The sequence below is a fragment of the Variovorax sp. CF313 genome (assembly GCF_000282635.1).
In the GTDB taxonomy this organism is placed as follows: Bacteria; Pseudomonadota; Gammaproteobacteria; order Burkholderiales; family Burkholderiaceae_C; genus Variovorax.
This window is the reverse complement of sequence record NZ_AKIW01000110.1, coordinates 1-19,261: the sequence shown is the minus strand read 5'-3', so window position 1 is coordinate 19,261 and position 19,261 is coordinate 1. Positions and strand designations below refer to the sequence as shown.

The window sequence follows — 19,261 nt, the reverse complement described above, 5'->3', positions numbered from 1 at the left end:
CCGGGCCGCAGGTGTTGCCCCCTCGAAGGGGGTTGGCGAAGCGACACGAAGTGCGCGCAGCCTGGGGGTGGTCAAGGTATAGGAGGGCGGGGGAACTTCATCTCGCCCGGTTCGAGTTCGAAGTCGTGGTGGAGTGACGCGCTCTTGCCGTCGGGGGCCAGTGCGAAGCGGCCGATGAGGCGGCGCGTCACGCCGAAGGTCGGGTCGCTTTCCAGGTTCTCGTCGTCGTCGGCGAAGACCTGCGTGATCAGCACCTTGTGGCCCGGCTTGCTCACCATGAAGTGCAGGTGCGCGGGCCGGTTCGGGTGGCGCACCTGCGCGCGCAGCAGCACGCCGCAGGGGCCGTCGGTCGGCACCGGGTAGCCGGCGGGACGCACGCTGCGGAAATGGAAGCGGCCCTCGGCGTCGGTGGAAAAGCGCCCGCGCAGGTTCATGTTCTCCTGCGACGGGTCCTGGTTTTCGTAGAGGCCGATGGGCGAGGCCTGCCACACGTCGACCGTGGCGCCGGCCACCGGTTGGCCCCTGCCGTCGCGCACCGTGCCCGTCACTTCGAGCGGAATGCCCGGCGTGCCCGAGCGCGCGATGCTCTCGCCCAGTGCGCAGTCCGGCGAGTTCGCGCGCCAGAACGGCCCGAGCAGCGCGGCCGGCGATTCGCCATGCGGGTCCTGGTTGTTCTGCAGCGCGACCACGGTCGATACACCCAGGATGTCCGCCGCCAGCACCACCTCGTTCTTGGTCTCGCCCGTGGCATGGCCGATGGCGACGATGAATTCGAGTGCCTGCTCGAACTCTTCTTCCGTCAGCTTCACTTCCTGCACCAGGGCATGCAGGTGGCGCGTGACGGCTTCCATCACGGTGCGCAACCGCGGGTCGGGCGTGCGTTTCATGGCATCGAGCGTGAAGCCCAGCACCGATTCGGGGGAGGTGGCGATGTTCATGGTGGATTCGTGCAATCGTTTGCACGATATTAGTCCAGATCGCTGAAAAGTAAAATGCCCCCGTTCAGCAGGTCGGGAATACCAGAACGCCCCGTGCACCCCTGATCGGCACGACAACCGTTTGCATCAATTCATGAGTACCAGCCCAACTTCCACGCCCGTGACCATCCGCGACGTCGCCCGCGCCGCCGGCGTGCACGTGTCGACCGTCTCCCGCGCGCTCAGCCCCGAGAAGCGCTCGCTGATCAGCGACGAGGTGCTGCGCGTGGTCGAGGAGGCGGCGCAGCGCCTGGGCTACCGGCCCAACCGCGCGGCCTCGGCGCTGCGAACGGGCCGCACCCACACCATCGGCGTGCTGGTGCCGGACATCACCAACGCGGTGTTCCCGCCCATCCTGCAGGGCATCGAGGCCAGCGCCGCGGCGCGCGGGTACTTCGTGTTCGTCACCAACGTCGTGGATCCCGCGCTCGCAAGGCCCGTGCTGGAGCGCATGCTGGCGCAGCGGGTGGACGGGGTGGTCATGGCCACCGCCACGCGCGACGACCCGCTGATCGAGTTCGTCACCCAGGCCGGCATGACCGCGGTGCTGGTCAACCGGGCCGACGAGACTGGCCGCCTGCCCGCGGTGGTCAGCGATGACCGGCTGGCGATGAAGCTCGCGGTCGATCACCTCGTGGGCCTGGGCCACAAGCGCATCGCGCACCTCGCGGGCCCGCAGAACATTCCCACTGGCGTGGGCCGTCGGCTGGGCGTGGAGCAGGCCTTGAGGGACCACCGCATGAAGCCCTTCCGCGTGGTCGAGTGCGCGAGCTACAGCCGCGAAGCCGGCGCGGTGGCGATGAAGCAGATGCTCGAAGCCGGCGCCGCCCCGCAGGCCGTGGTGTGCTGCAACGACCTCGTGGCACTGGGCGCCTATGACGCGCTGCGCGAAGCCGGCCTGCGCGTACCCAAGGACATTTCCATCACCGGCCACAACGACATGCCGCTGGTCGACATGGTCGACCCGCCGCTCACCACCATCCGCCTGCCGCACCGCGAGCTGGGCTGGCGCGCGGCCGAGATGCTGTTCGACGAGATCGACGGCCGTTCGATGTCGGCGTCGACCGTGGTGCTGCGGCCGGAGCTGGTGGTGCGCAAGTCGACTGCCAAGCCGTCCGCCGCGCGCTGAGCGCGGCAGGACTTATTTCATCCGCCACCACAGGGCCGCGATGTCGTCGCTCAGGCCCGCGAGCAGAAGCGCCACGGCGACCAGCGCGACGATCGCCTTCGCGCGTCGCGACAGACCTTCCTTCGGCGCGAAGTCTTCGGCGCGGCCGCTGAAATGCACGCCGCAATGGGGACAGCGCAGCGCGTAGCCGAAGACGGGCTCCTTGCAACGGATGCAGGGCACTTCGTCCGGCCCCGGCTGCGCCGATGCGTCGGCGCCGTACGATGCCTGCGCTGCTGCGCGCAGCTTCTGCTGCCGCGCGCGGCGTTCGCGGTGGGCGGCCAGGTCGATGGGGTCGTTGGAGTTCTCGGGCATGCTGCTGAAAACCAGTCTAGCTCGCGCGCGACGCGGCCTTCTTCCGCGCCGCCGGCCGACGTGGCGGCTTCGCCTCCAGCACCAGTTCTGCCGGCAGCGCGTCGTTCCACGATTCGGTGAAGTAGGCGCGGTCGCTCGGCACCAGCTGCGGCAGCGCTTCGCGCAGCGAGGCCAGCGACTGCTCCGCCGCTTTCAGGTCGCCCGCGTGCGCCGCGTACCAGGCGTGCTCGAACAGCAGGCTGCAATGCTGCAGGCCCGGGTAGCGGCGCTGCCCGGCCCGGTGATCGGCCAGCCGCGCCTGCGCCACCTGCACCCAGTGCGCCGGCCAATTCGCGGCGTCGAAAGCGTCGGCCAGCGGACCGGCCAGCGCCGAGACCGCGGCCGGGTCCAGCGGCTTCTGCGCGCGGAACTGCGCGAGCGTGGGCCGGGTCTCCGGCCTGCAGTGGCCGCGCGCGATGCGCATCAGGTAGATCGCGTTCCACGCCGAGCGGCCCTGCCCGTCGGTGTGGCTGCAGAGCCATTCGCTGAAGGCGATCCACTGCACGGCGCGGCGGGTGGTGTCGGCTTTGCCGTCGTGGGCGAGCGCGGGCAGGTCGGACAGTCCCACGCGGTCGAACAGCCATGCGGCCATGCCCATGTTGGCGGCCACGTGCTGTGCCGCGTCGAAGGAGTGCGACTCGAAGGCGGCCGCCAGCGCCTCGCCGAAGCGGCGCAGCGATTCCTCGGCGAGCGCGGCGGCTGCGGGCATGTCGTCGGCCGACAGCGCCAGCGCGCGCGAGCGGCACACCAGCGCCCAGAGGTTGCACCACTCGAAGCGCACGTCGGGGTGGTGCCGCAGCACCAGCGCGCGAGCCGCGTCTTCGGCCATACCGCCCAGCAGCGACTGCGCCAGCGGCAGGTCGCGCGCGGTGTAGGCACACCACGCCGAGACGATGCACTCCATCGCGCCGAGGTAGTCGTTGCCCGCCACGTGGTGCGCGAGCCGCTGCTTCTTGAGCGCCTGCAGCCGGCGCCGCGCCTGCTCGTTGTCGCCGAGGCGGCGCCACAGCATGGCCTCGTTGAGCGTGACCAGGGCGCGCTGGAAGTCGGTGGCGGCCAGCGTGCCGGCGAGGCGGATCGATTCGAGGGCGCTCCCGCCCGTGTTCTCGCCCGCCACGGGCGCCATCAGCCGGCCCTGCCGCGCCGCCTGCTGCGACGCGACCAGCTGCTTCCAGAAAGCCGCGTCCTGCAGGTGCACGGCATCGGGCGGCGGCGAGCCGGCGGTCCGGGCGACCTGTGATCCACGCGAACGCAGCCCGAGGAACGACGCCACCTCGGCCGTCGTGGCCGCGCGGCCTTCGACCAGCACGCGCACGCGCTTCGCCTCGGCGGCCGGCAGCCAGAACGGGCCCTGGCTGCGCCGTTCTGCATTGAGGAAGCGGGGCTCGCGCTGCGTGTCCTCGCCCCAGCCGACCTCGATACGCCAGGCCTTGAAGTCGCGGAACGCGCGGCTCACGACCATGCGCAGCGTGCTAGCGTCGGACACCTCGCCGCGCAGGTCCGCCAGCCGCACGATGCCGGCGCCGGCATCGTGGGCATGCCGCATGCGCACCAGCAGCCAGAGCGACTGAAAGGCCGCGCGTCGGCCATTGACCGACTGCGGCGAAGTGAGTTCGATGGAAAGGAGAGCGGGAAGGGCTGGCTTGGGCACGGCCCCGATTTGAACCTCAAATCCGGCGGTGTCAGTAACGGTCGCGGTCCAGCAGCTGCGGCACTTCACTGCGCCCGATGCCCAGGTCGCGCAGCTCGTGATCGCTCATGTGCGAAAGCTGCGACGCATCGGCGCGCATGCGGCGGCGATCCATCACGCGGCGGTGCCAGCCGCGCAGGGCATGGATCAGGCGTTGATGGAAGGACGATGGCTTTGGCGCGGTCACGATGGGCTCCTTGGTTGGGAGCGCTCATCTTCAGGCGACGCATGCTATTGTGGAAGTTGAGATTCCTGACACTTGCCATCACTTTTCCTGATGTGAACCGATGCGACAACTCAACCTCGACCAGCTGCGCACCCTCATCGCCATCGTCGACCTCGGCACGTTCTCGGCGGCGGCCAGGGCGCTGCACCTCGCGCAGCCCACGGTGAGCCTGCACATCAGCGAACTCGAATCGCGCCTCGGCGCACCGCTGGTGGTGCGCGGCAACCGGCGCATCACGCCGACGGCGGCGGGCGCCGCGCTGGTGGAGCGCGGGCGCAAGCTGCTGCGCGACACCGACGACGCGATCGAGACCGTCAAGCGCCAGGCCGAAGGGCGCGTGGGCCGCGTGCGGCTGGGCACCTCGACCGGCGTGCTGGTCGACCTGCTGCCACAGGTGCTGGAGGCACTGGGCGCGGAGCATTCGGGCATCGACGTCGAGGTGAGCATCCGCGGCTCCTACGAGGCCATGGAGCGGCTGGCGGCGGGCACGCTCGACATCGGCCTGGTCGCCATTCCGCAGCCGCCGCTGCGCGGCATCGTCGTTACGCCATGGTGCAAGCAGCCCATGATGGCTTTCGTGCCGCGCCGCTGGAAGGCGCCGAGGCGCGTCACGCCGGCCTGGCTGGCGGCACAGCCGCTGATCTTCAACGAAGCGACCACGCACATGTACCGCCTCACGATGGAGTGGTTCGCCGCCGCCGGCTTCGCGCCGCGCGCGCGCATCGAGCTCAACTACGACGCCGCCATGCGCAGCCTCGTGGCCGCCGGCTACGGTGCCGCGCTGCTGCCGCTGCAGCAGTCGACCGACACGGTGTCCGGCAACGACCGCATGAAGATCCTGCCGGTGAGCCCGAAGCTCACGCGCTGCGTGGGCATCGCGCACCGCCAGCACGCGCTGCTCGACGGTGCGACGCTGAGCGTGCTCGAGGTGCTGAAGACCTTCAGTCAGGCCTGAGCCATGTTCATCGGCCTTGCGCCGGCCCGTTCGGAATACCCTCGATGGGGCACTCCGGCGTGCCCGCCGTGCTGCGCGTGAGCGCTTCCACCATCTCGCGCGTTCCTTCGGGGTCGTTGATCCACTTCGCGTAGAAGTCGTAGGGGCAGGCCGCCAGCCCCTTGTCGCCGTCGCCCGAGTTGATGGTGCCGGTATAGCCGCGGTGCAGCAGCTTGAACAGATGGTTCTGCGACTGACCGTTCCTGCGCGCGTCGCGGATCAGGCTCATCGACAGTTCGGCGTAGTTGATGCCCATCTCCTCCTCGCCGCACTCGCCCAGCGTGCGGCCGTCGAAGCCGATCAGCGCCGAGTGGCCGAAGTACGAGTACACACCGTCGAAGCCCGCCGCGTTGGCCACCGCCACGTAGGTGTTGTTCATGAAGGCCATGGCCTTCGACACCAGGATCTGCTGCTCCTTGGACGGGTACATGTAGCCCTGGCACCGCACGACGAGCTCGGCGCCGCGCATCGTGCAGTCGCGCCAGATCTCGGGGTAGTTGCCGTCGTCGCAGATGATCAGGCTGATCTTCATGCCCTTGGGGCCCTCGCTCACGTAGGTGCGGTCGCCCGGATACCAGCCCTCGATGGGCACCCACGGCATGATCTTGCGGTACTTCTGGACGATCTCGCCCTGGTTGTTCATGAGGATCAGCGTGTTGTAGGGCGCCTTGTCCGGATGCTCCTCGTGGCGCTCGCCGGTCAGCGAGAACACGCCCCACACGTTGGCGCGGCGGCAGGCGTCGGCGAAGATCGCGGTCTCCTCGCCCGGCACGGTGGCGGCCGTGTCGTACATCTCCTTCTCGTCGTACATGATCCCGTGCGTCGAGTACTCCGGGAAGATCACCAGGTCCATGCCCGGCAGGCCCTTCTTCATGCCGACCAGCATCTCGCCGATCTTGCGGGCGTTGTCCAGCACCTCGGCCCTGGTGTGCAGGCGGGGCATCTTGTAGTTGACGACCGCGACGCCCACGCAATCGCTGCTGCTCGAAATATCACCGTGTCTCATGACGCTGCTCCTGAAGGATGGTTGAGAAAGAAAAACAGGAAAGCCCGGATCGGCGTTCAACCGATCCGGGCTTTCCGGTGGAGCAATGGGTTCGTGTCGTCGAAGCCGATTGTTCTCAACTCAGCGCGGGCTGCACATACGTCATTTCGCTGATTGCGTTGGTACCCGGTGCGTCAGCGCGGCCGCGCGTAGCCGGATTCGATCCACGCACTCGCGCTGCTGGCCGTGAGCCTGAACGCGGGCGACACGTTCAGGCTGGCGAGCTCGGAGTCGTCGGCATCGTCGTAGGCGCTGAGCGTGGCCGAGGGGTTGTCCTCGTCCGGCACGATGGCCAGCGCCACGCGCACGCGCCGGTCATCGCGCGTGGTGACGGTCACGCTCCTGTTGAGCGTGGCGTGCAGCTGCTGCTCGTGGCGGCGGATGACTTCGGCGGCGGTCTTCACCAGCGTGGAGAAGGCGGGGCCGTCGAGCGGCTTCGGATTCTTCTTGTCGCGGCCCATGGTCCAGGGGCCGACCAGTGCCGGCTCGGGGTCGCCGTGGCGCGTCATCTCGACGGCCCAGCCGTCGTCTTCCTCGTTCTTGATGATGCGGGCGGTCCAGCGGTCGTCGCGCCAGAGGCGGTCTTCCTGCAGGGGGAGGGAGTCGGAGTCGTTCGGTTCGGTAAGGTCGGTCATTCGGTGGCCTGGGTTCTCGCGGCGGCCATTTTCCCCTCTGTGCCGGCTATTTCCGGCGCGCCAACGTACTGTTGCAGTCCCTCGACCAGCGCGTCGAACGCGGCGCGGCAACGCGGGCTGTGGCGCAGGTCCTCGTGCATGGTGACCCAGGTGTCGAGTTTCATCGAGAAGGTGCGCGGCATCAGGCGCACCAGCGTGTCGCTGCGCCGGGCGAGGCCGACCTGGCAGATGCCGATGCCCGCACCCGCGCGGATCAGCGCCAATTGGGCCAGGTCGCTGTCGGTGCGCAGCGAGAAGGCGTCGCGGCCATAGCCCGGCCACGCCTTGCCCGCCTTGGCCGCGTTGCGCACGAAGGCCGGCGGTTGGTCGTAGCCGATCACCGCATGCGCGGCCAGCGCCTCGAGCTTGCGCGGCGTGCCGTGGCGCGCCAGGTAGTCGCGGTGCGCGTGAAAGCCCAGTTCGATGTTGCCGATGCGGCGCGCCACCAGCTGCTCCTGCTTCGGGCGCACCATGCGCACGGCGATTTCGGCTTCGCGCCGCAGCAGGTCCTGCACGCGGTTGGTCAGCACCAGCTCGACCTTCAGCGCCGGATGCGCTTCGCGCAGCCGCGCCACGATGGGCGGCAGCACTTCCACGCCCATCACCTCGCTGGCCGACACCCGCACCACGCCGCGCACGCCCGCGCCATGGCTGCTGGCGGCGCGCTCCAGCGAGGCCGCAGTGCTTTCCATGGCCTCGGCGTGGGTCTGCAAGGCCAGCGCCACCTCGGTCGGCAGCAGGCCGACCTGCGAGCGCGTGAAGAGCACAACGCCCAATGCCTCCTCGAGCGCGGCCACGTGGCGCCCGGCCGTGGGCTGGGTGATGCCCAGCGCGCGCGCGGCGCCCGAAAGCGAACCCTCGCGCAGCACGCCGAGGAAGGAGCGGTAGAGCTCCCAGCCGATGTTCGAAGTCATACAGAAATGTATAGCTGCTGGTTGATGTTCGGCAATTCCTTTTGAACCTCGCCAAATCCAGAATTCGTCCATCGACAACTGTTCTGGAGCATTTCATGGCACGCAACGACACGGTTCTGGTTCTTGGCGCAACGGGCGGCATCGGCAGCGAGGTGGCGCGCCAGCTGCGCGACGCAGGCTGGCAGGTGCGCGCACTCAAGCGCGGCGCGACCGAAGGCCGCAGCGACGGCATCACCTGGCTGGCCGGCGACGCGATGGATGCGCAGGCCGTGAGGCAGGCCGCGACGGGCTGCGCGGTCATCGTGCACGCGGTCAATCCGCCGGGCTACCGCCGCTGGTCGGAGCTGGTGCTGCCGATGCTCGACAACACCATCGCCGCCGCGAAGGCCGAGGGCGCGACCGTCGTGCTGCCCGGCACGGTCTACAACTTCGGCCCCGACGCCTTCCCGCTGCTGGCCGAAGACTCGCCGCAGCACCCGCTCACCCGCAAGGGCGCGATCCGCGTGGAGATGGAACGGCGCCTCGAAGACGCGAGCCGCCAGGGCGCCCGTGTGCTGATCGTGCGCGCCGGGGATTTCTTCGGCCCGAAAGCCGGCAACAACTGGTTCTCGCAGGGGCTGGTAAAGGCGGGGCAGCCGGTCAAGGCCGTGAGCTACCCGGGCCGCGCCGGTGTCGGCCACCAGTGGTCGTACCTGCCCGACGTGGCACGCACCATGGTCGAGCTGCTCGCGCGGCGCGACCGGCTCGAACCCTTCGCGTGCTTCCACATGGCGGGCCACTGGGACGCCGACGGCACGCGCATGAGCAGCGCCATCGGCAAGGTGGTGGCGCGGCGCACGCGCGGCACCGGCGCCGCGGTGCGCGTGTCGGCCTTTCCGTGGTGGCTGCTGACGCTGGCCTCGCCCTTCGTCGTCACCTTCCGCGAGATGCGCGAGATGCGCTATCTGTGGCGCACACCCGTGGGCATGGACAACGCGAAGCTGGTGGCCTTCCTTGGGCGCGAGCCGCACACGCCGCTCGAAGAGGCGGTGGAGGCCGCACTGGAAGGCATGGGTTGCCTGGCCTCGGCGCCGTTGGCCGCCACGGCCTGAAGAGCGATCAGAACACCGACAGCCCCGTGCGCGCCACGAACATCTCGAGCGCCTTCATGCCCAGCAGCGAATTGCCGGTGGCGTCGAGCGCCGGCGACCACACGCACAGCGTGAGCTTGTCGGGCACCACGGCCACGATGCCGCCGCCTACGCCGCTCTTGCAGGGCAGGCCGATGGAAAAGGCCACGTCGCCCGCCGCGTCGTAGGTGCCGCAGGTGAGCATCAGCGCGTTGATGCGGCGCGTCTGCCGCTCGCCGGTGATCGCAGGCTCGCCGTCGATCGGGTGGGCGCCGTCGCGGCTCAGGTAGGCGGCGGCGCGCGCGAGCTGGCGGCAGCTCATGCGCAGCGCGCATTGGTGGAAATAGGTATCGAGCACGGGCGCGACGTCGTTGTCGATCTTGCCGAAGCTCTTCATGAAGTTGGCCAGCGCGATGTTGCGAAAGCCCGTGTCGGCCTCCGATTGCGCGACTTCGTCGTCGAAGCCGATGGGCTCGCCGCACAGGCTCGTCATGAGCGCGAGGATGTCGGCCTTGGCGCTGCCGCCGTTGGCCTTGGCGTGGCTCACCAGCCGGTCGGCCACTGCGATGGCGCCGGCATTGATGAAGGGATTGCGCGGCTTGCCCTGTTCGTTCTCCAACTGCACCAGCGAATTGAACGGGTTGCCCGAGGGCTCGCGGCCGATGCGCTCCCACAGCGCATCGCCCATTCGCTGCATGGCGAGCGTGAGCGTGAAGAGCTTCGACACGCTCTGGATGGAAAAGGGCGTCTCGCAGTCGCCCGCGCCGGCCTCTTCGCCCTCGCAGGTGCGCAGCGCAATGCCGAACTGCCGCGCATCGACGCGTGCCAGCGCCGGGATGTAGCTGGCGACGGTGCCGCCTTGGCCGAGCTGCGGGCGCAGGGTGGCAACGATCTCGTCGAGTACCGGCTGGAAATTCGTGGTTGTCTTGCTCATGCGCTGCGTTGTACCGCAGGCCGCCGGTTCACCAGCACGATGCCCAGCGCGACGCCGACCAGCGCCACCATCAGCTGCGCCGTGAGCGGCTCCTTCAGCAGCGCCACGCCGAACACCAGCGCGAACAGCGGCGTGAGAAAGGTGAAGGACGACATCTGCGTGGCCGGGTAGTGCCGCAGCAGCCACATCCAGGTGAGGTAGCTGGCGAAGGCGCCGATCACGGTCTGCAGGCCGATGGAGGTCCAGGCCCAGCTGGAGTACGAAAAACTCCAGTGCTCGCCGAGCGCGAGCGACACCACCGGGCACACCGCCGCCGTCACTGCCACCTGATAGAACAGCGTCTTCTCTGCACTGGCCGTGGCCAGCCGCGTGGTGCGCAGCGTCAGCGTGGTCAGGCCCCAGAGCATGCCGGCGGCCAGTGCCATCCCGTCGCCGACGAGCTGCGACGAACTCATGTGGCCGAAGCCCTCGCTGAAAGCCAGCACCACGCCCGAGAACGCGATGAACAGGCCCAGCCACTGGAAGCCGCGCAGCCGTTCGGCAGGCACCCAGCGCGGCAGCAGCAGCGACACCCAGAAAGGCGCGGTGTAGAGAAACACCGTGAGCCGCGAGGCGCTGGTGTGCTGCAGCCCCAGGTAGATGCCGGCGAACTCGCCCGAGAACAGCAGCCCCGCCAGCAGCCCCGGCCACAGCGTGCCGTCGCGCTCGAACAGCGGCACGCGCCGCCACACGCACCACAGCCACAGCAGCACGACCGCGCCGGTCATGCGGATCGAGGCCTGCCACAGCGGCGGCACCTCGGCCACGGTGGTCTTGATGAGGATCTGCTGCAGGCCCCAGAAGGCGCAGCAGGCAATGAGCAGGCCGATGGCGAGGCTGTCGAGATGGGTCTTGCGCTGGATCATTGGCGGGCGGTCGGTCACGGCGGATTGCCCGCCAGATTCATCCGATGATCGTACCGCGCCAGCGTGATCCGCGCGCAAGGCGCCGTCAGTTCGCGGCCCGAGGGTAGGGCGGCTTGCCGCGCGTGCCGACCATCAGGTCGGGCACCACGGTCTCGACGTCGGGCAGGGCGCGCGCGGCGCGTTCGAGCTTCTTCGCCAGCGCGGCATTGGGCACGCAGCCCTGCAGGTACACCCAGCGGCGCTGGATCATCACCCACACGCTGCCCTTGTTCACGCCCGGCACGGCCAGCAATGCGGCGCGCACCTTGGGCGCGAGCGGCTTGTCGTAGCGGTAGGCGTTGCTGTCGGTGCATTTGCCGGCCAGCCAGCAGCTGGTGCCGCGCTCCAGCCGCGAATGGGTCTGCAGGCGACGTTCCTCGGCCGTGTAGAACGGGCCTTCGGGCATCGCGCAGGCGGGCAGGCCCGCGGACACCTGGAAGAACGGATCGTCGAACCAGTTCTGCTTGAGCGGCCCCGCCGTTTCCTGCGCCATGCCGGTCTGCGCAGCGAGCAACAGGACGGACAACAGCGCAGGGCGTTTCATCACAAGGGATGCTCGGTATAGAAGCGCCCGCCGTGGAACAGCAGCGGCGAGGCGCCCGCATCGTGCGTGCAGCGCTCCACCTCGCCCACGAAGATCACGTGGTCGCCTTCGTCGTAGCGGCTGCGGTTGAAGCACTCGAAGCTGGCGGCCGCGCCCACCAGCACCGGTGCGCCGCCGAGGCCCTCGGTGAAGGCCACGTCGGCCCAGCGGTCGATGTTCTTGGCCGCGAAGCGTTCGGCCAGCGCCTTCTGGTTGGCCGCGAGGATGTTCACCGCGTAGTGCGAGCCGGTGCTCAGCGCGGGCATCGAGCCGGCCGCGCGCGCCAGGCTCCACAGCACCAGCGGCGGCGCAAGCGACACCGAGTTGAAGGAGTTGGCCGTGAGGCCGACCAGCGTGCCGTCGGCCGCGCGTGCGGTGACGATGGTGACGCCGGTGGCGAACATGCCGAGCGCTTCACGAAACTCGTCGGGCGAAAAGGAGGGCGGCTGGGCCCGGCGGGAAGTGGTCACTGAAAAAGGCGGCAAGGCTTGGAGGGCGGAGGACCATTTTGGCTCAGCGCCTGTCCGGCTGCTTGGCCGGGCTCATCAGCTCTGCCACCAGGCTGGCGTAGACGGTGGCGGCAGGTGAAAGCGTACGCCCTGCCAGGGTCACGAGGCTGTAGTGCGTCTGCATGTGCGCGAGGCCCGCGACCGGCAGCGGAACCAGCGCGCCCGTTTCGTGGCCCGGCCCCGGGGCGTGGGGGGCGAGGATCACCGCGTTGGCCGTGAGCGCGAGATGCCGCAGCGTGCCGGCGTCGTCGCAGGTCACGTTGAACACGCTGCGGTCGCCCCGTCGGGCCTGCCGGTCGAAATGCGTTGCCACCTCGGCCGGCAGGTGCGGGCCGGCCACGGGGTAGGCCATGATTTTCTCGAGCGTCGCCTGCCTCAGCCGCAGCAGCGGGTGCTTCGGCCGCACGAAGAACGACACCGGTACGTCGGGCAGGCGCGCGAGCTTCAGCCCGGGTTGCCGCTTCGTCAGGTCGCGCGTGTCGGCGATGAACAGGTCGAGCTGGCGGCGCTGCAGGCGCTCGCACAGGGTGACGGTGTCGGCCACTTCCATGCGCATCTGCAGCTGCGGGTGGCGCTGGGCCATGAGCGACAGCGCCACACGGCCCAGCGTGCCGGCGGCGAAGGGACCGAGGCCCACCGCGAGGCTGCCGATGGCGAGGCCTTCGAGCTGCAGCACGTCGCGCTCGATCTGCTTCGCGTCGGCCAGCAGTTCGCGGGCGCGCGCCAGCACCAGCTCGCCGGCCTGCGTGAAGCGCACGCTGCCGTAGGCGCGGTCGATCAGGCGCGCCTGCAGGCCCTCCTCGAGGTTCTCGATGCTGCGCGAGAGGGCGGGCTGCGACAGGTGCGAGGCCTGTGCCGCGCGGCCGAAGCTGCCCTGGTCGGCGAGGGCGACGAGGTGCTGGAGCTGGCGCAGCTGCATTTTGCGTTCTGGTTAAAAAGACAGCGCATATTTTGCATTTGCCAATGCTTGCAGCGCTTCGCAGAATTGTTGGATGACCCCTTCTTCCTTCTCCACCGCACTCGTTGCCCTGGCGTGCGCGCTGGGCGCATCGTCGATTTCCGCGCAGATCGCCCCCAAGGCGCCGCAGCCCTCCACCTTGCAGGCCAATGCAGACATGGCGAAGACGCTGCCCTTCGCCGACCGGCAGGACTTCGAGGACGCGATGCGCGGCTTCGTCGGCACCGTGCCAGATGCGCTCGTGCCCGGTGCCGGCGCGCGCCCTGTGTGGAGCATGAAGCCGTACGACTTCCTCAAGGCCGACGCGCCGGCCGACACCGTCAACCCGAGCCTGTGGCGGCAGGCGCAGCTCAATGCGATCCACGGCCTGTTCAAGGTGAGCGATCGCGTCTACCAGGTGCGCGGCTTCGACATCGCCAACATGACCATCGTCGAGGGCGATACCTCGCTGATCGTGATCGACCCGCTGCTGGCCGCCGAAACCGCGCGCGCCGCGCTCGATCTGTACTACCGGCACCGGCCCCGCAAGCCGGTGGGCACGGTGATCTACACGCACGGCCATGCCGACCACTTCGGTGGCGTGAAGGGCGTGATCGACGAGGCCGACGTGAAGGCCGGCAAGGTGCAGGTGCTCGCGCCCGCGGGCTTCATGGAAACGGCCGTGGCCGAGAACATCCTCGCGGGCAACGCGATGAGCCGGCGCTCGCAGTACCAGTTCGGCTCGCTGCTGCCGCCGGGCGTGCGCGGGCAGGTCGACACGGGGTTGGGCAAGGCGCTGGCGCGCGGCACGGTCACGCTGATCGCGCCCACGGCCACCATCGACAAGCCGACCGAGGAGCGCACCATCGATGGCGTGCAGTTCGTGTTCCGCCTGGTGCCCGGCTCCGAGGCACCGTCGGAAATGCTCATGTACCTGCCGCAGTTCCGCGTGCTGGACATGGCGGAAGACGTGACGCACACCATGCACAACCTCTACACGATCCGCGGCGCCGAGGTGCGCGACGGCAACCTGTGGTCGAAGTACATCGACGAGGCGCGCGTGGCTTTCGGCGGCAAGGCCGAGGTGCTGATCGCCCAGCACCACTGGCCCACCTTCGGGCAGGAGCGCATCGTCGAGCTGCTGAAGAAGCAGCGCGACATGTACAAGTTCATCAACGACCAGTCGCTGCGCCTGCTCAACCAGGGCTACACCGCCGCCGACATTGCCGAGACGCTGCGCATGCCGGCGAGCCTGGAGCAGGAATGGTCGGCGCGCGGCTACTACGGCACGCTGAGTCACAACGCCAAGGCCGTGTACCAGAAATACCTGGGCTGGTACGACGCCAATCCCGCCAACCTGAACCCGCTGCCGCCTGTGGCCTTTGCGAAGAAGACGCTCGAGTACATGGGCGGCGCCGATGCGGTGCTGGCCCGTGCGCGCGAAGACTTCGGAAAGGGCGAATTCCGCTGGGTGGCCAGCGCGATGAGCCAGGTCGTGTATGCCGATCCGTCGAACCGCGCGGCCCGCGAACTGGGTGCCGACGCGCTCGAGCAGCTGGGCTACCAGTCGGAGGCCGGCACGTGGCGCAGCGCCTACCTGGTGGGCGCGATGGAGTTGCGCAATGGCGTGCCGAAGATCCCGGCGGGCAGCAGCTCCAATGCCGACACGCTGAAGGCGGTGAGCAATGACCTGTTCTTCGACTTCCTCGGCGTGCGGCTCGATGCGGCCAAGGCCGAGGGCAAGAAGATGGTCATCAACTGGAACTTCACCGATTCGAACCAGCAGTTCGTGCTGACGCTGGAGAACTCGGCGCTGACCCACATCGCGGGACGGCAGCCGGGTGCAGACGCCACGGTGACATTGAGCCGGGCCACGCTCGACGCGGTCACGCTGAAGGAGACGAGCTTTTCTGCGGCGGTGCTCGCGGGCAAGGTGAAGATCGACGGGGACCGCGCGAAGCTGGCGGAACTGATGTCGATGCTCGACACCTTCGAGCCGATGTTCCCGATCGTCGAGCCCAAGGCTCAGCCGAAGAACCAGTAGCACACCGCGATGGCGGCCACCACGCCCGCCAGCTCGGCCAGCAACGCACACGCCACCGCATGCCGCGCGCGCTGGATGCCCACCGCGCCGAAGTACACGGCCAGCACGTAGAAGGTGGTCTCGGTGCTGCCCTGGATGGTGGCGGCCACCAGCGCGGGGAAGCTGTCGACGCCCTGGCTCTTCATGGTCTCGATCAGCATCGCGCGCGCCGCGCTGCCCGAGAAAGGCTTGACCAGTGCGGTGGGCATGGCGTCGACGAAGCGGGCGTCGAAGCCGCCTGCGTGCACCAGCCAGCGCAGGCCGCCGAGCACGAAGTCCAGCGCGCCCGAGGCCCGCAGCACGCCGACCGCGCACAGCATCGCGACGAGGTACGGCAGCAGGTTCTTCGCGATGTCGAAGCCTTCCTTCGCGCCTTCGATGAAGCACTCGTACACCTTCACGCGGCGGATCGCCCCGGCCAGCAGGAACACCATGACCACGCCGAACAGCGTGAGGTTGCCCAGCAGCGACGACAGCGACGCGATGGCCGCCGCCGACAGCGTGCCCAGCAGCGCCATGAAGCCGCCCAGCAGCAGCGCGCCGGGCACGAGGTAGGCCAGCACCACCGGGTCCCACAGCCGCAGGCGCTGCGCCACCGCCACCGACAGCAGCCCGACCAGCGTCGAGGCGCTGGTGGCCAGCAGGATCGGCAGGAACACCAGCGTCGGGTCGCCCGCGCCCTGTTGCGCGCGGTACATGAAGATGGTGACCGGCAGCAGGGTCAGCGACGAAGCGTTGAGCACCAGAAAGAGAATCTGCGCGTTGGTGGCCGTCACCGGGTCGGGGTTCAGCCGCTGCAGCTCGCGCATCGCCTTCAGGCCGATGGGCGTGGCGGCGTTGTCCAGCCCCAGCGCATTGGCCGCGAAGTTCATTGTGATGAGCCCGAGCGCCGGATGCCCCGCCGGCACGCCCGGCATGAGGCGCCGGAACAGCGGCCCCAGCAGCCGCGCCAGCCAGCCGACCAGCCCCGCCGCCTCGGCGATGCGCAGGAAGCCCAGCCACAGCGTGAGCGTGCCGAACAGCAGCACCATCACCTCGACCGCCAGCCGCGCCATCGCGAACAGGCTTTCGACCAGGGCCGCGAACACGGTCGGGTCGCCCCCCACGAGCCACCGCCCCAGCGCCGCCAGCGCCGCCATCCCGAAGAAACCCAGCCACAAGCCGTTGAGCACGCTTCTCTTTCCTTTTTTGCGGGTCGATCATAGGTCGCCGCTGCGGCCCGCCGCGAGCTACAGTTCGGGCCATGCGCGCTTTCATCGTTCGTCGTTTCGCCGCCTTCCTGGGCTTTGTTGCGGCCGCATGGCTGGCCGGCTGCGTCAGCCTGCCGCCGCCCGTGCCGCGCGCGAACGTCGCGGCGATCACCGACGTGGCGCAGACCGAACTCGGGCAGCTGGCGGCCAAGGGAATGCCGGGCGGTTCCGCCGCGCTCTCGGGCTTCCGCCTGCTGCCAGAGGCGGCGTTTGCCTTCGATGCCCGCATCTCGCTCGCGCGGCATGCCGAGAAATCGCTCGACGTGCAGTACTACCTGATCCAGAAGGACGACGTCGGCCTGCTGCTGCTCAAGGAGCTGCGCGAAGCCGCCGCGCGCGGCGTGCGCGTGCGCCTGCTGGTGGATGATCTCTACACGGCCGGCGAGGACGAGGTCTTCAGCACGCTGTCGGCCTTCCCGAACATCGAGGTGCGGCTGTTCAACCCGCTGCCCTCGCGCGCCAATTCGCTGTCGGCGCGGCTGCTGTCTTCATTGACCGACTTCGGCCGCATCAACCATCGCATGCACAACAAGCTGCTGGTGGCCGACAACAGCTTCGCGGTGTCGGGCGGCAGAAATATCGCCAACGAATACTTCATGCGCAGCACGGCGGCGAACTTCATCGACATGGACGTGTTGTCCAGCGGCCCCGTGGTGCGCCAGATGTCCGAGGGCTTCGACCGCTACTGGAACAGCGAGCACGTGCGTCCCATCGAGCAGATCGCGCCGCTGCGCATGCCGGTGGAAGAGGCGCAGAAGCGCTTCGACGCCATCGCTCGCACCGCGGTGCCCGACGTGCCGATGCGCCCGCGCGACGTCCTCGACAAGCCGCCGGTGGGGCAGGAGCTGATCACCGGCGATGTCGATCGCCACTGGGCGCCGTTCAAGCTGTTCGTGGACGACCCCGAGAAGATCACGCGCAAGCCCGAGGCGGCCTTCGAGGGCAGCGTGACCGAGGGCGCGCTCGGCGTCATCAATTCGGCGAAGCGCGAGGTCAAGATCGGCTCGCCGTACTTCATTCCCGGCGCGCGCGGCATGGCGATGATGAAGAAGGCCATCGAGCAGGGCGGACGCATCACGGTGGTCACCAACTCGCTCGGTGCGACCGACGAGCCGCTCGCCTACGCAGGCTACGAGCGTTACCGCGCCGACATGCTGAAGATCGGCGTCACCATCTACGAGATCGCGCCCACGCTCACGGGGCGCTCGGGCCGGTTCGGGGATTTCGGCAAGTCGATCAGCCGGCTGCACGCCAAGCTCGCAGTGGTCGACGACGACCGGTTTTTCGTCGGCTCGATGAACCTCGACCACCGCTCGGCCGCCGTCAATACCGAAATGGGCCTCGTGATCGACAGCCCGGAACTGGTGAAGGACTACGACAAGCTGCTCGGCGGCGAGCGCCTCAACCTGGGCTACAGGCTGCGGCTCGGGCCCGACGGCCGGCGCGTGCAGTGGCTCGAGTACGACGATGCCGGCGGCGACATCGTCCACGAGGACGAACCCGGCGAATTCCTCTGGCTGCGCTTCAAGAACTGGCTGCTGCTGCCCATCGTGGGCGAGGAACTGTTGTAGACAGCTGACTGGCTGAGTCCGAACGTCCTTTCCAGGAGGAGGGAGTGCGTTACATTTCTAGTAGAAATGTGAAGTTTTGTCACTGCCCTTTGGAGGGCTCCTGGAGATTTCCCCCATGACCGTTCCTGTGCCGCGCGAATCGATTGCGCCGCTTTCCACCAGCCGTCGCCGTGCGCTGACCGGGCTGGCCGCAACCGCTGCAGCAGGCTTGGGATTTCCGGCGCTCGCGCAGACGCGGGCGGTGCGCGTCGGCGCCACCTTCGACAACAGCAGTGTCGAGAAGGCCAACGGGCAGGGTCTCTACCAGGGGTCGAGCGCGTTCTTCAACGCGCTGAACAAGGCGGGCGGCATCAACGGTACCAAGGTCGAGCTCGTGATTGCAGACGACACGTTCAAGCCCGAGGTGGCCAAGGCCAACGCGCTGGCCTTCGAGAAGGACAGCTCGGTGCTCGCGCTGGTGCATCCGCTGGGCACGCGCCAGACGGCCGCGGTGATGGATGCGGTCCCCGGCATCGCCGTGGTCGGCCCGATCACCGGCACCATCTCGCTGCGCAAGAAGGTTTCGCCGAACACCTTCTGGGTGCGCGCCAACTACGACCAGGAAGTCGACAAGCTCGTGAGCACGGCCATCGTGCTGGGCCAGAGCCGTATCGGCCTCGTGCATTCGGATGATCCGCTCGGCCAGTCGGTGCTGGGGGCCTTCAAGAATGCGCTGGTCAAGGCCAAGCTGGAGCCGGCGGTGATCGCGACCACGCCCAACACCACCAGCATGGAAGTCGGCCCTGCCGCCGACGCCATCGCCAAGGCCAAGCCGCAGGTCATCGTGGTCGGCCTGGCCGGCACGGCACCGGTGTTCCTGAAGGCATTGCGCGAAGCGGGCAACAGCAGCTCGGCCTACGGCCTGTCGATCACGGCCAGCGCGCTCGCGGCCATGGGCGACCTGGCGCGCGGCCTGGGCTTCGTGATCGTGGTGCCGTCGCCGTATTCGACCAAGTACGAGATCGTGCGCCGCTACCAGGCCGACATGGTGGCCAGCGGCGTCAAGGAGTTCTCGCTCACGAGCCTCGAGGGCTACATGAACGCGGCCGTGCTGGCGGAAGGCATGCGCCGCGCCGGCGGCTCGCTGACGCGTGCCTCGGTGATGTCGGGACTGGCGAGCATCGAGAACTTCGACCTGGGTGGGGTGAAGATCAACTACGGCCGCACGAACCGTGAAGGCGGCCAGTTCGTGGACGTGGCCGTGATCGGCAGCCGTGGGCAGATGCTGAGCTAGGCCTGGTCCTCCCCCAGGCTTCGCGC

The 19,261-nt window shown here is 68.8% G+C and carries 19 protein-coding genes; 6 read left to right on the top strand and 13 right to left on the bottom strand.

Annotated elements, in window-relative coordinates:
• Positions 1 to 71: 71 nt before the first annotated feature.
• Positions 72 to 938, bottom strand: a complete 867-nt coding sequence (locus PMI12_RS24690) for a dioxygenase family protein (protein ID WP_007837932.1) — start codon at positions 936 to 938, stop codon at positions 72 to 74.
• Positions 939 to 1,071: 133 nt separating this feature from the next.
• Here PMI12_RS24690 and PMI12_RS24685 point away from each other — a divergent pair, with 133 nt between their 5' ends.
• Positions 1,072 to 2,106 carry a LacI family DNA-binding transcriptional regulator gene (locus PMI12_RS24685; protein WP_007837931.1) on the top strand — a complete coding sequence of 345 codons (1,035 nt, stop codon included), beginning with the start codon at positions 1,072 to 1,074 and terminating at the stop codon, positions 2,104 to 2,106.
• A 12-nt stretch (positions 2,107 to 2,118) separates the two neighbouring features.
• Here PMI12_RS24685 and PMI12_RS24680 read toward each other — a convergent pair whose 3' ends face one another.
• Genes PMI12_RS24680 through PMI12_RS24670 form a run of 3 tightly spaced genes read right to left on the bottom strand, consistent with a single transcriptional unit; the run spans position 2,119 to position 4,376 of the window.
• Positions 2,119 to 2,460 carry a hypothetical protein gene (locus PMI12_RS24680; RefSeq protein ID WP_007837930.1) on the bottom strand — a complete coding sequence of 114 codons (342 nt, stop codon included), beginning with the start codon at positions 2,458 to 2,460 and terminating at the stop codon, positions 2,119 to 2,121.
• A gap of 16 nt (positions 2,461 to 2,476) precedes the next feature.
• A complete protein-coding gene (locus tag PMI12_RS24675; RefSeq protein WP_007837921.1) occupies positions 2,477 to 4,150 on the bottom strand; it encodes a hypothetical protein in 1,674 nt (557 codons plus the stop codon).
• Positions 4,151 to 4,181: 31 nt separating this feature from the next.
• Entirely contained in the window at positions 4,182 to 4,376 is a 195-nt protein-coding gene (locus PMI12_RS24670) for a DUF1127 domain-containing protein (RefSeq protein WP_007837912.1), read from the bottom strand.
• 100 nt (positions 4,377 to 4,476) lie between these two features.
• Between PMI12_RS24670 and PMI12_RS24665 the strand changes: the two genes are divergently transcribed.
• Complete coding sequence (locus PMI12_RS24665; RefSeq protein WP_007837910.1) at positions 4,477 to 5,370, top strand: LysR family transcriptional regulator; 894 nt, start codon at positions 4,477 to 4,479, stop codon at positions 5,368 to 5,370.
• A gap of 7 nt (positions 5,371 to 5,377) precedes the next feature.
• Here PMI12_RS24665 and PMI12_RS24660 read toward each other — a convergent pair whose 3' ends face one another.
• From PMI12_RS24660 to PMI12_RS24650, 3 genes are all read right to left on the bottom strand, one after another.
• Positions 5,378 to 6,415, bottom strand: a complete 1,038-nt coding sequence (locus PMI12_RS24660) for an aliphatic amidase (RefSeq protein ID WP_007837909.1) — start codon at positions 6,413 to 6,415, stop codon at positions 5,378 to 5,380.
• 173 nt (positions 6,416 to 6,588) lie between these two features.
• Positions 6,589 to 7,089 carry a hypothetical protein gene (locus tag PMI12_RS24655; protein WP_007837908.1) on the bottom strand — a complete coding sequence of 167 codons (501 nt, stop codon included), beginning with the start codon at positions 7,087 to 7,089 and terminating at the stop codon, positions 6,589 to 6,591.
• On the bottom strand, positions 7,086 to 8,042 hold the full coding sequence (locus tag PMI12_RS24650) for a LysR family transcriptional regulator (protein WP_007837907.1): 957 nt from the start codon (positions 8,040 to 8,042) through the stop codon (positions 7,086 to 7,088). Before PMI12_RS24650 ends, PMI12_RS24655 begins: the two co-directional genes overlap by 4 nt.
• 95 nt (positions 8,043 to 8,137) lie before the next feature.
• Here PMI12_RS24650 and PMI12_RS24645 point away from each other — a divergent pair, with 95 nt between their 5' ends.
• A complete protein-coding gene (locus PMI12_RS24645) occupies positions 8,138 to 9,133 on the top strand; it encodes an NAD-dependent epimerase/dehydratase family protein (protein ID WP_007837906.1) in 996 nt (331 codons plus the stop codon).
• A 7-nt stretch (positions 9,134 to 9,140) separates the two neighbouring features.
• On the opposite strand, the gene PMI12_RS24640 is transcribed toward PMI12_RS24645, so the two are convergent.
• From PMI12_RS24640 to PMI12_RS24620, 5 genes are all read right to left on the bottom strand, one after another.
• A complete protein-coding gene (locus tag PMI12_RS24640) occupies positions 9,141 to 10,085 on the bottom strand; it encodes a glutaminase (RefSeq protein ID WP_007837905.1) in 945 nt (314 codons plus the stop codon).
• Positions 10,082 to 10,990 (bottom strand): DMT family transporter, encoded by a 909-nt coding sequence (locus PMI12_RS24635; protein WP_007837903.1) that lies wholly within the window; start codon positions 10,988 to 10,990, stop codon positions 10,082 to 10,084. The genes PMI12_RS24640 and PMI12_RS24635 overlap by 4 nt, the downstream gene beginning before the upstream one ends.
• Before the next feature lie 85 nt (positions 10,991 to 11,075).
• A complete protein-coding gene (locus PMI12_RS24630) occupies positions 11,076 to 11,573 on the bottom strand; it encodes a BON domain-containing protein (protein WP_007837902.1) in 498 nt (165 codons plus the stop codon).
• On the bottom strand, positions 11,573 to 12,082 hold the full coding sequence (locus PMI12_RS24625; protein WP_042674233.1) for a flavin reductase family protein: 510 nt from the start codon (positions 12,080 to 12,082) through the stop codon (positions 11,573 to 11,575). Before PMI12_RS24625 ends, PMI12_RS24630 begins: the two co-directional genes overlap by 1 nt.
• Positions 12,083 to 12,125: 43 nt before the next feature.
• Positions 12,126 to 13,040, bottom strand: a complete 915-nt coding sequence (locus PMI12_RS24620) for a LysR family transcriptional regulator (RefSeq protein ID WP_007837900.1) — start codon at positions 13,038 to 13,040, stop codon at positions 12,126 to 12,128.
• A 73-nt stretch (positions 13,041 to 13,113) separates the two neighbouring features.
• Between PMI12_RS24620 and PMI12_RS24615 the strand changes: the two genes are divergently transcribed.
• Positions 13,114 to 15,102 (top strand): alkyl/aryl-sulfatase, encoded by a 1,989-nt coding sequence (locus PMI12_RS24615; RefSeq protein ID WP_007837899.1) that lies wholly within the window; start codon positions 13,114 to 13,116, stop codon positions 15,100 to 15,102.
• On the opposite strand, the gene PMI12_RS24610 is transcribed toward PMI12_RS24615, so the two are convergent.
• A complete protein-coding gene (locus tag PMI12_RS24610) occupies positions 15,084 to 16,313 on the bottom strand; it encodes a nucleoside recognition domain-containing protein (protein WP_007837898.1) in 1,230 nt (409 codons plus the stop codon). The two genes, PMI12_RS24615 and PMI12_RS24610, sit on opposite strands and share 19 nt — an antisense overlap.
• Positions 16,314 to 16,384: 71 nt before the next feature.
• Here PMI12_RS24610 and PMI12_RS24605 point away from each other — a divergent pair, with 71 nt between their 5' ends.
• Both PMI12_RS24605 and PMI12_RS24600 read left to right on the top strand, forming a co-directional pair.
• On the top strand, positions 16,385 to 17,962 hold the full coding sequence (locus PMI12_RS24605; protein ID WP_007837897.1) for a phospholipase D family protein: 1,578 nt from the start codon (positions 16,385 to 16,387) through the stop codon (positions 17,960 to 17,962).
• A 115-nt stretch (positions 17,963 to 18,077) separates the two neighbouring features.
• Positions 18,078 to 19,235, top strand: coding sequence for an ABC transporter substrate-binding protein (locus PMI12_RS24600; protein ID WP_007837896.1), 1,158 nt, complete (start codon positions 18,078 to 18,080; stop codon positions 19,233 to 19,235).
• The last annotated feature ends 26 nt before the right edge of the window (positions 19,236 to 19,261 follow it).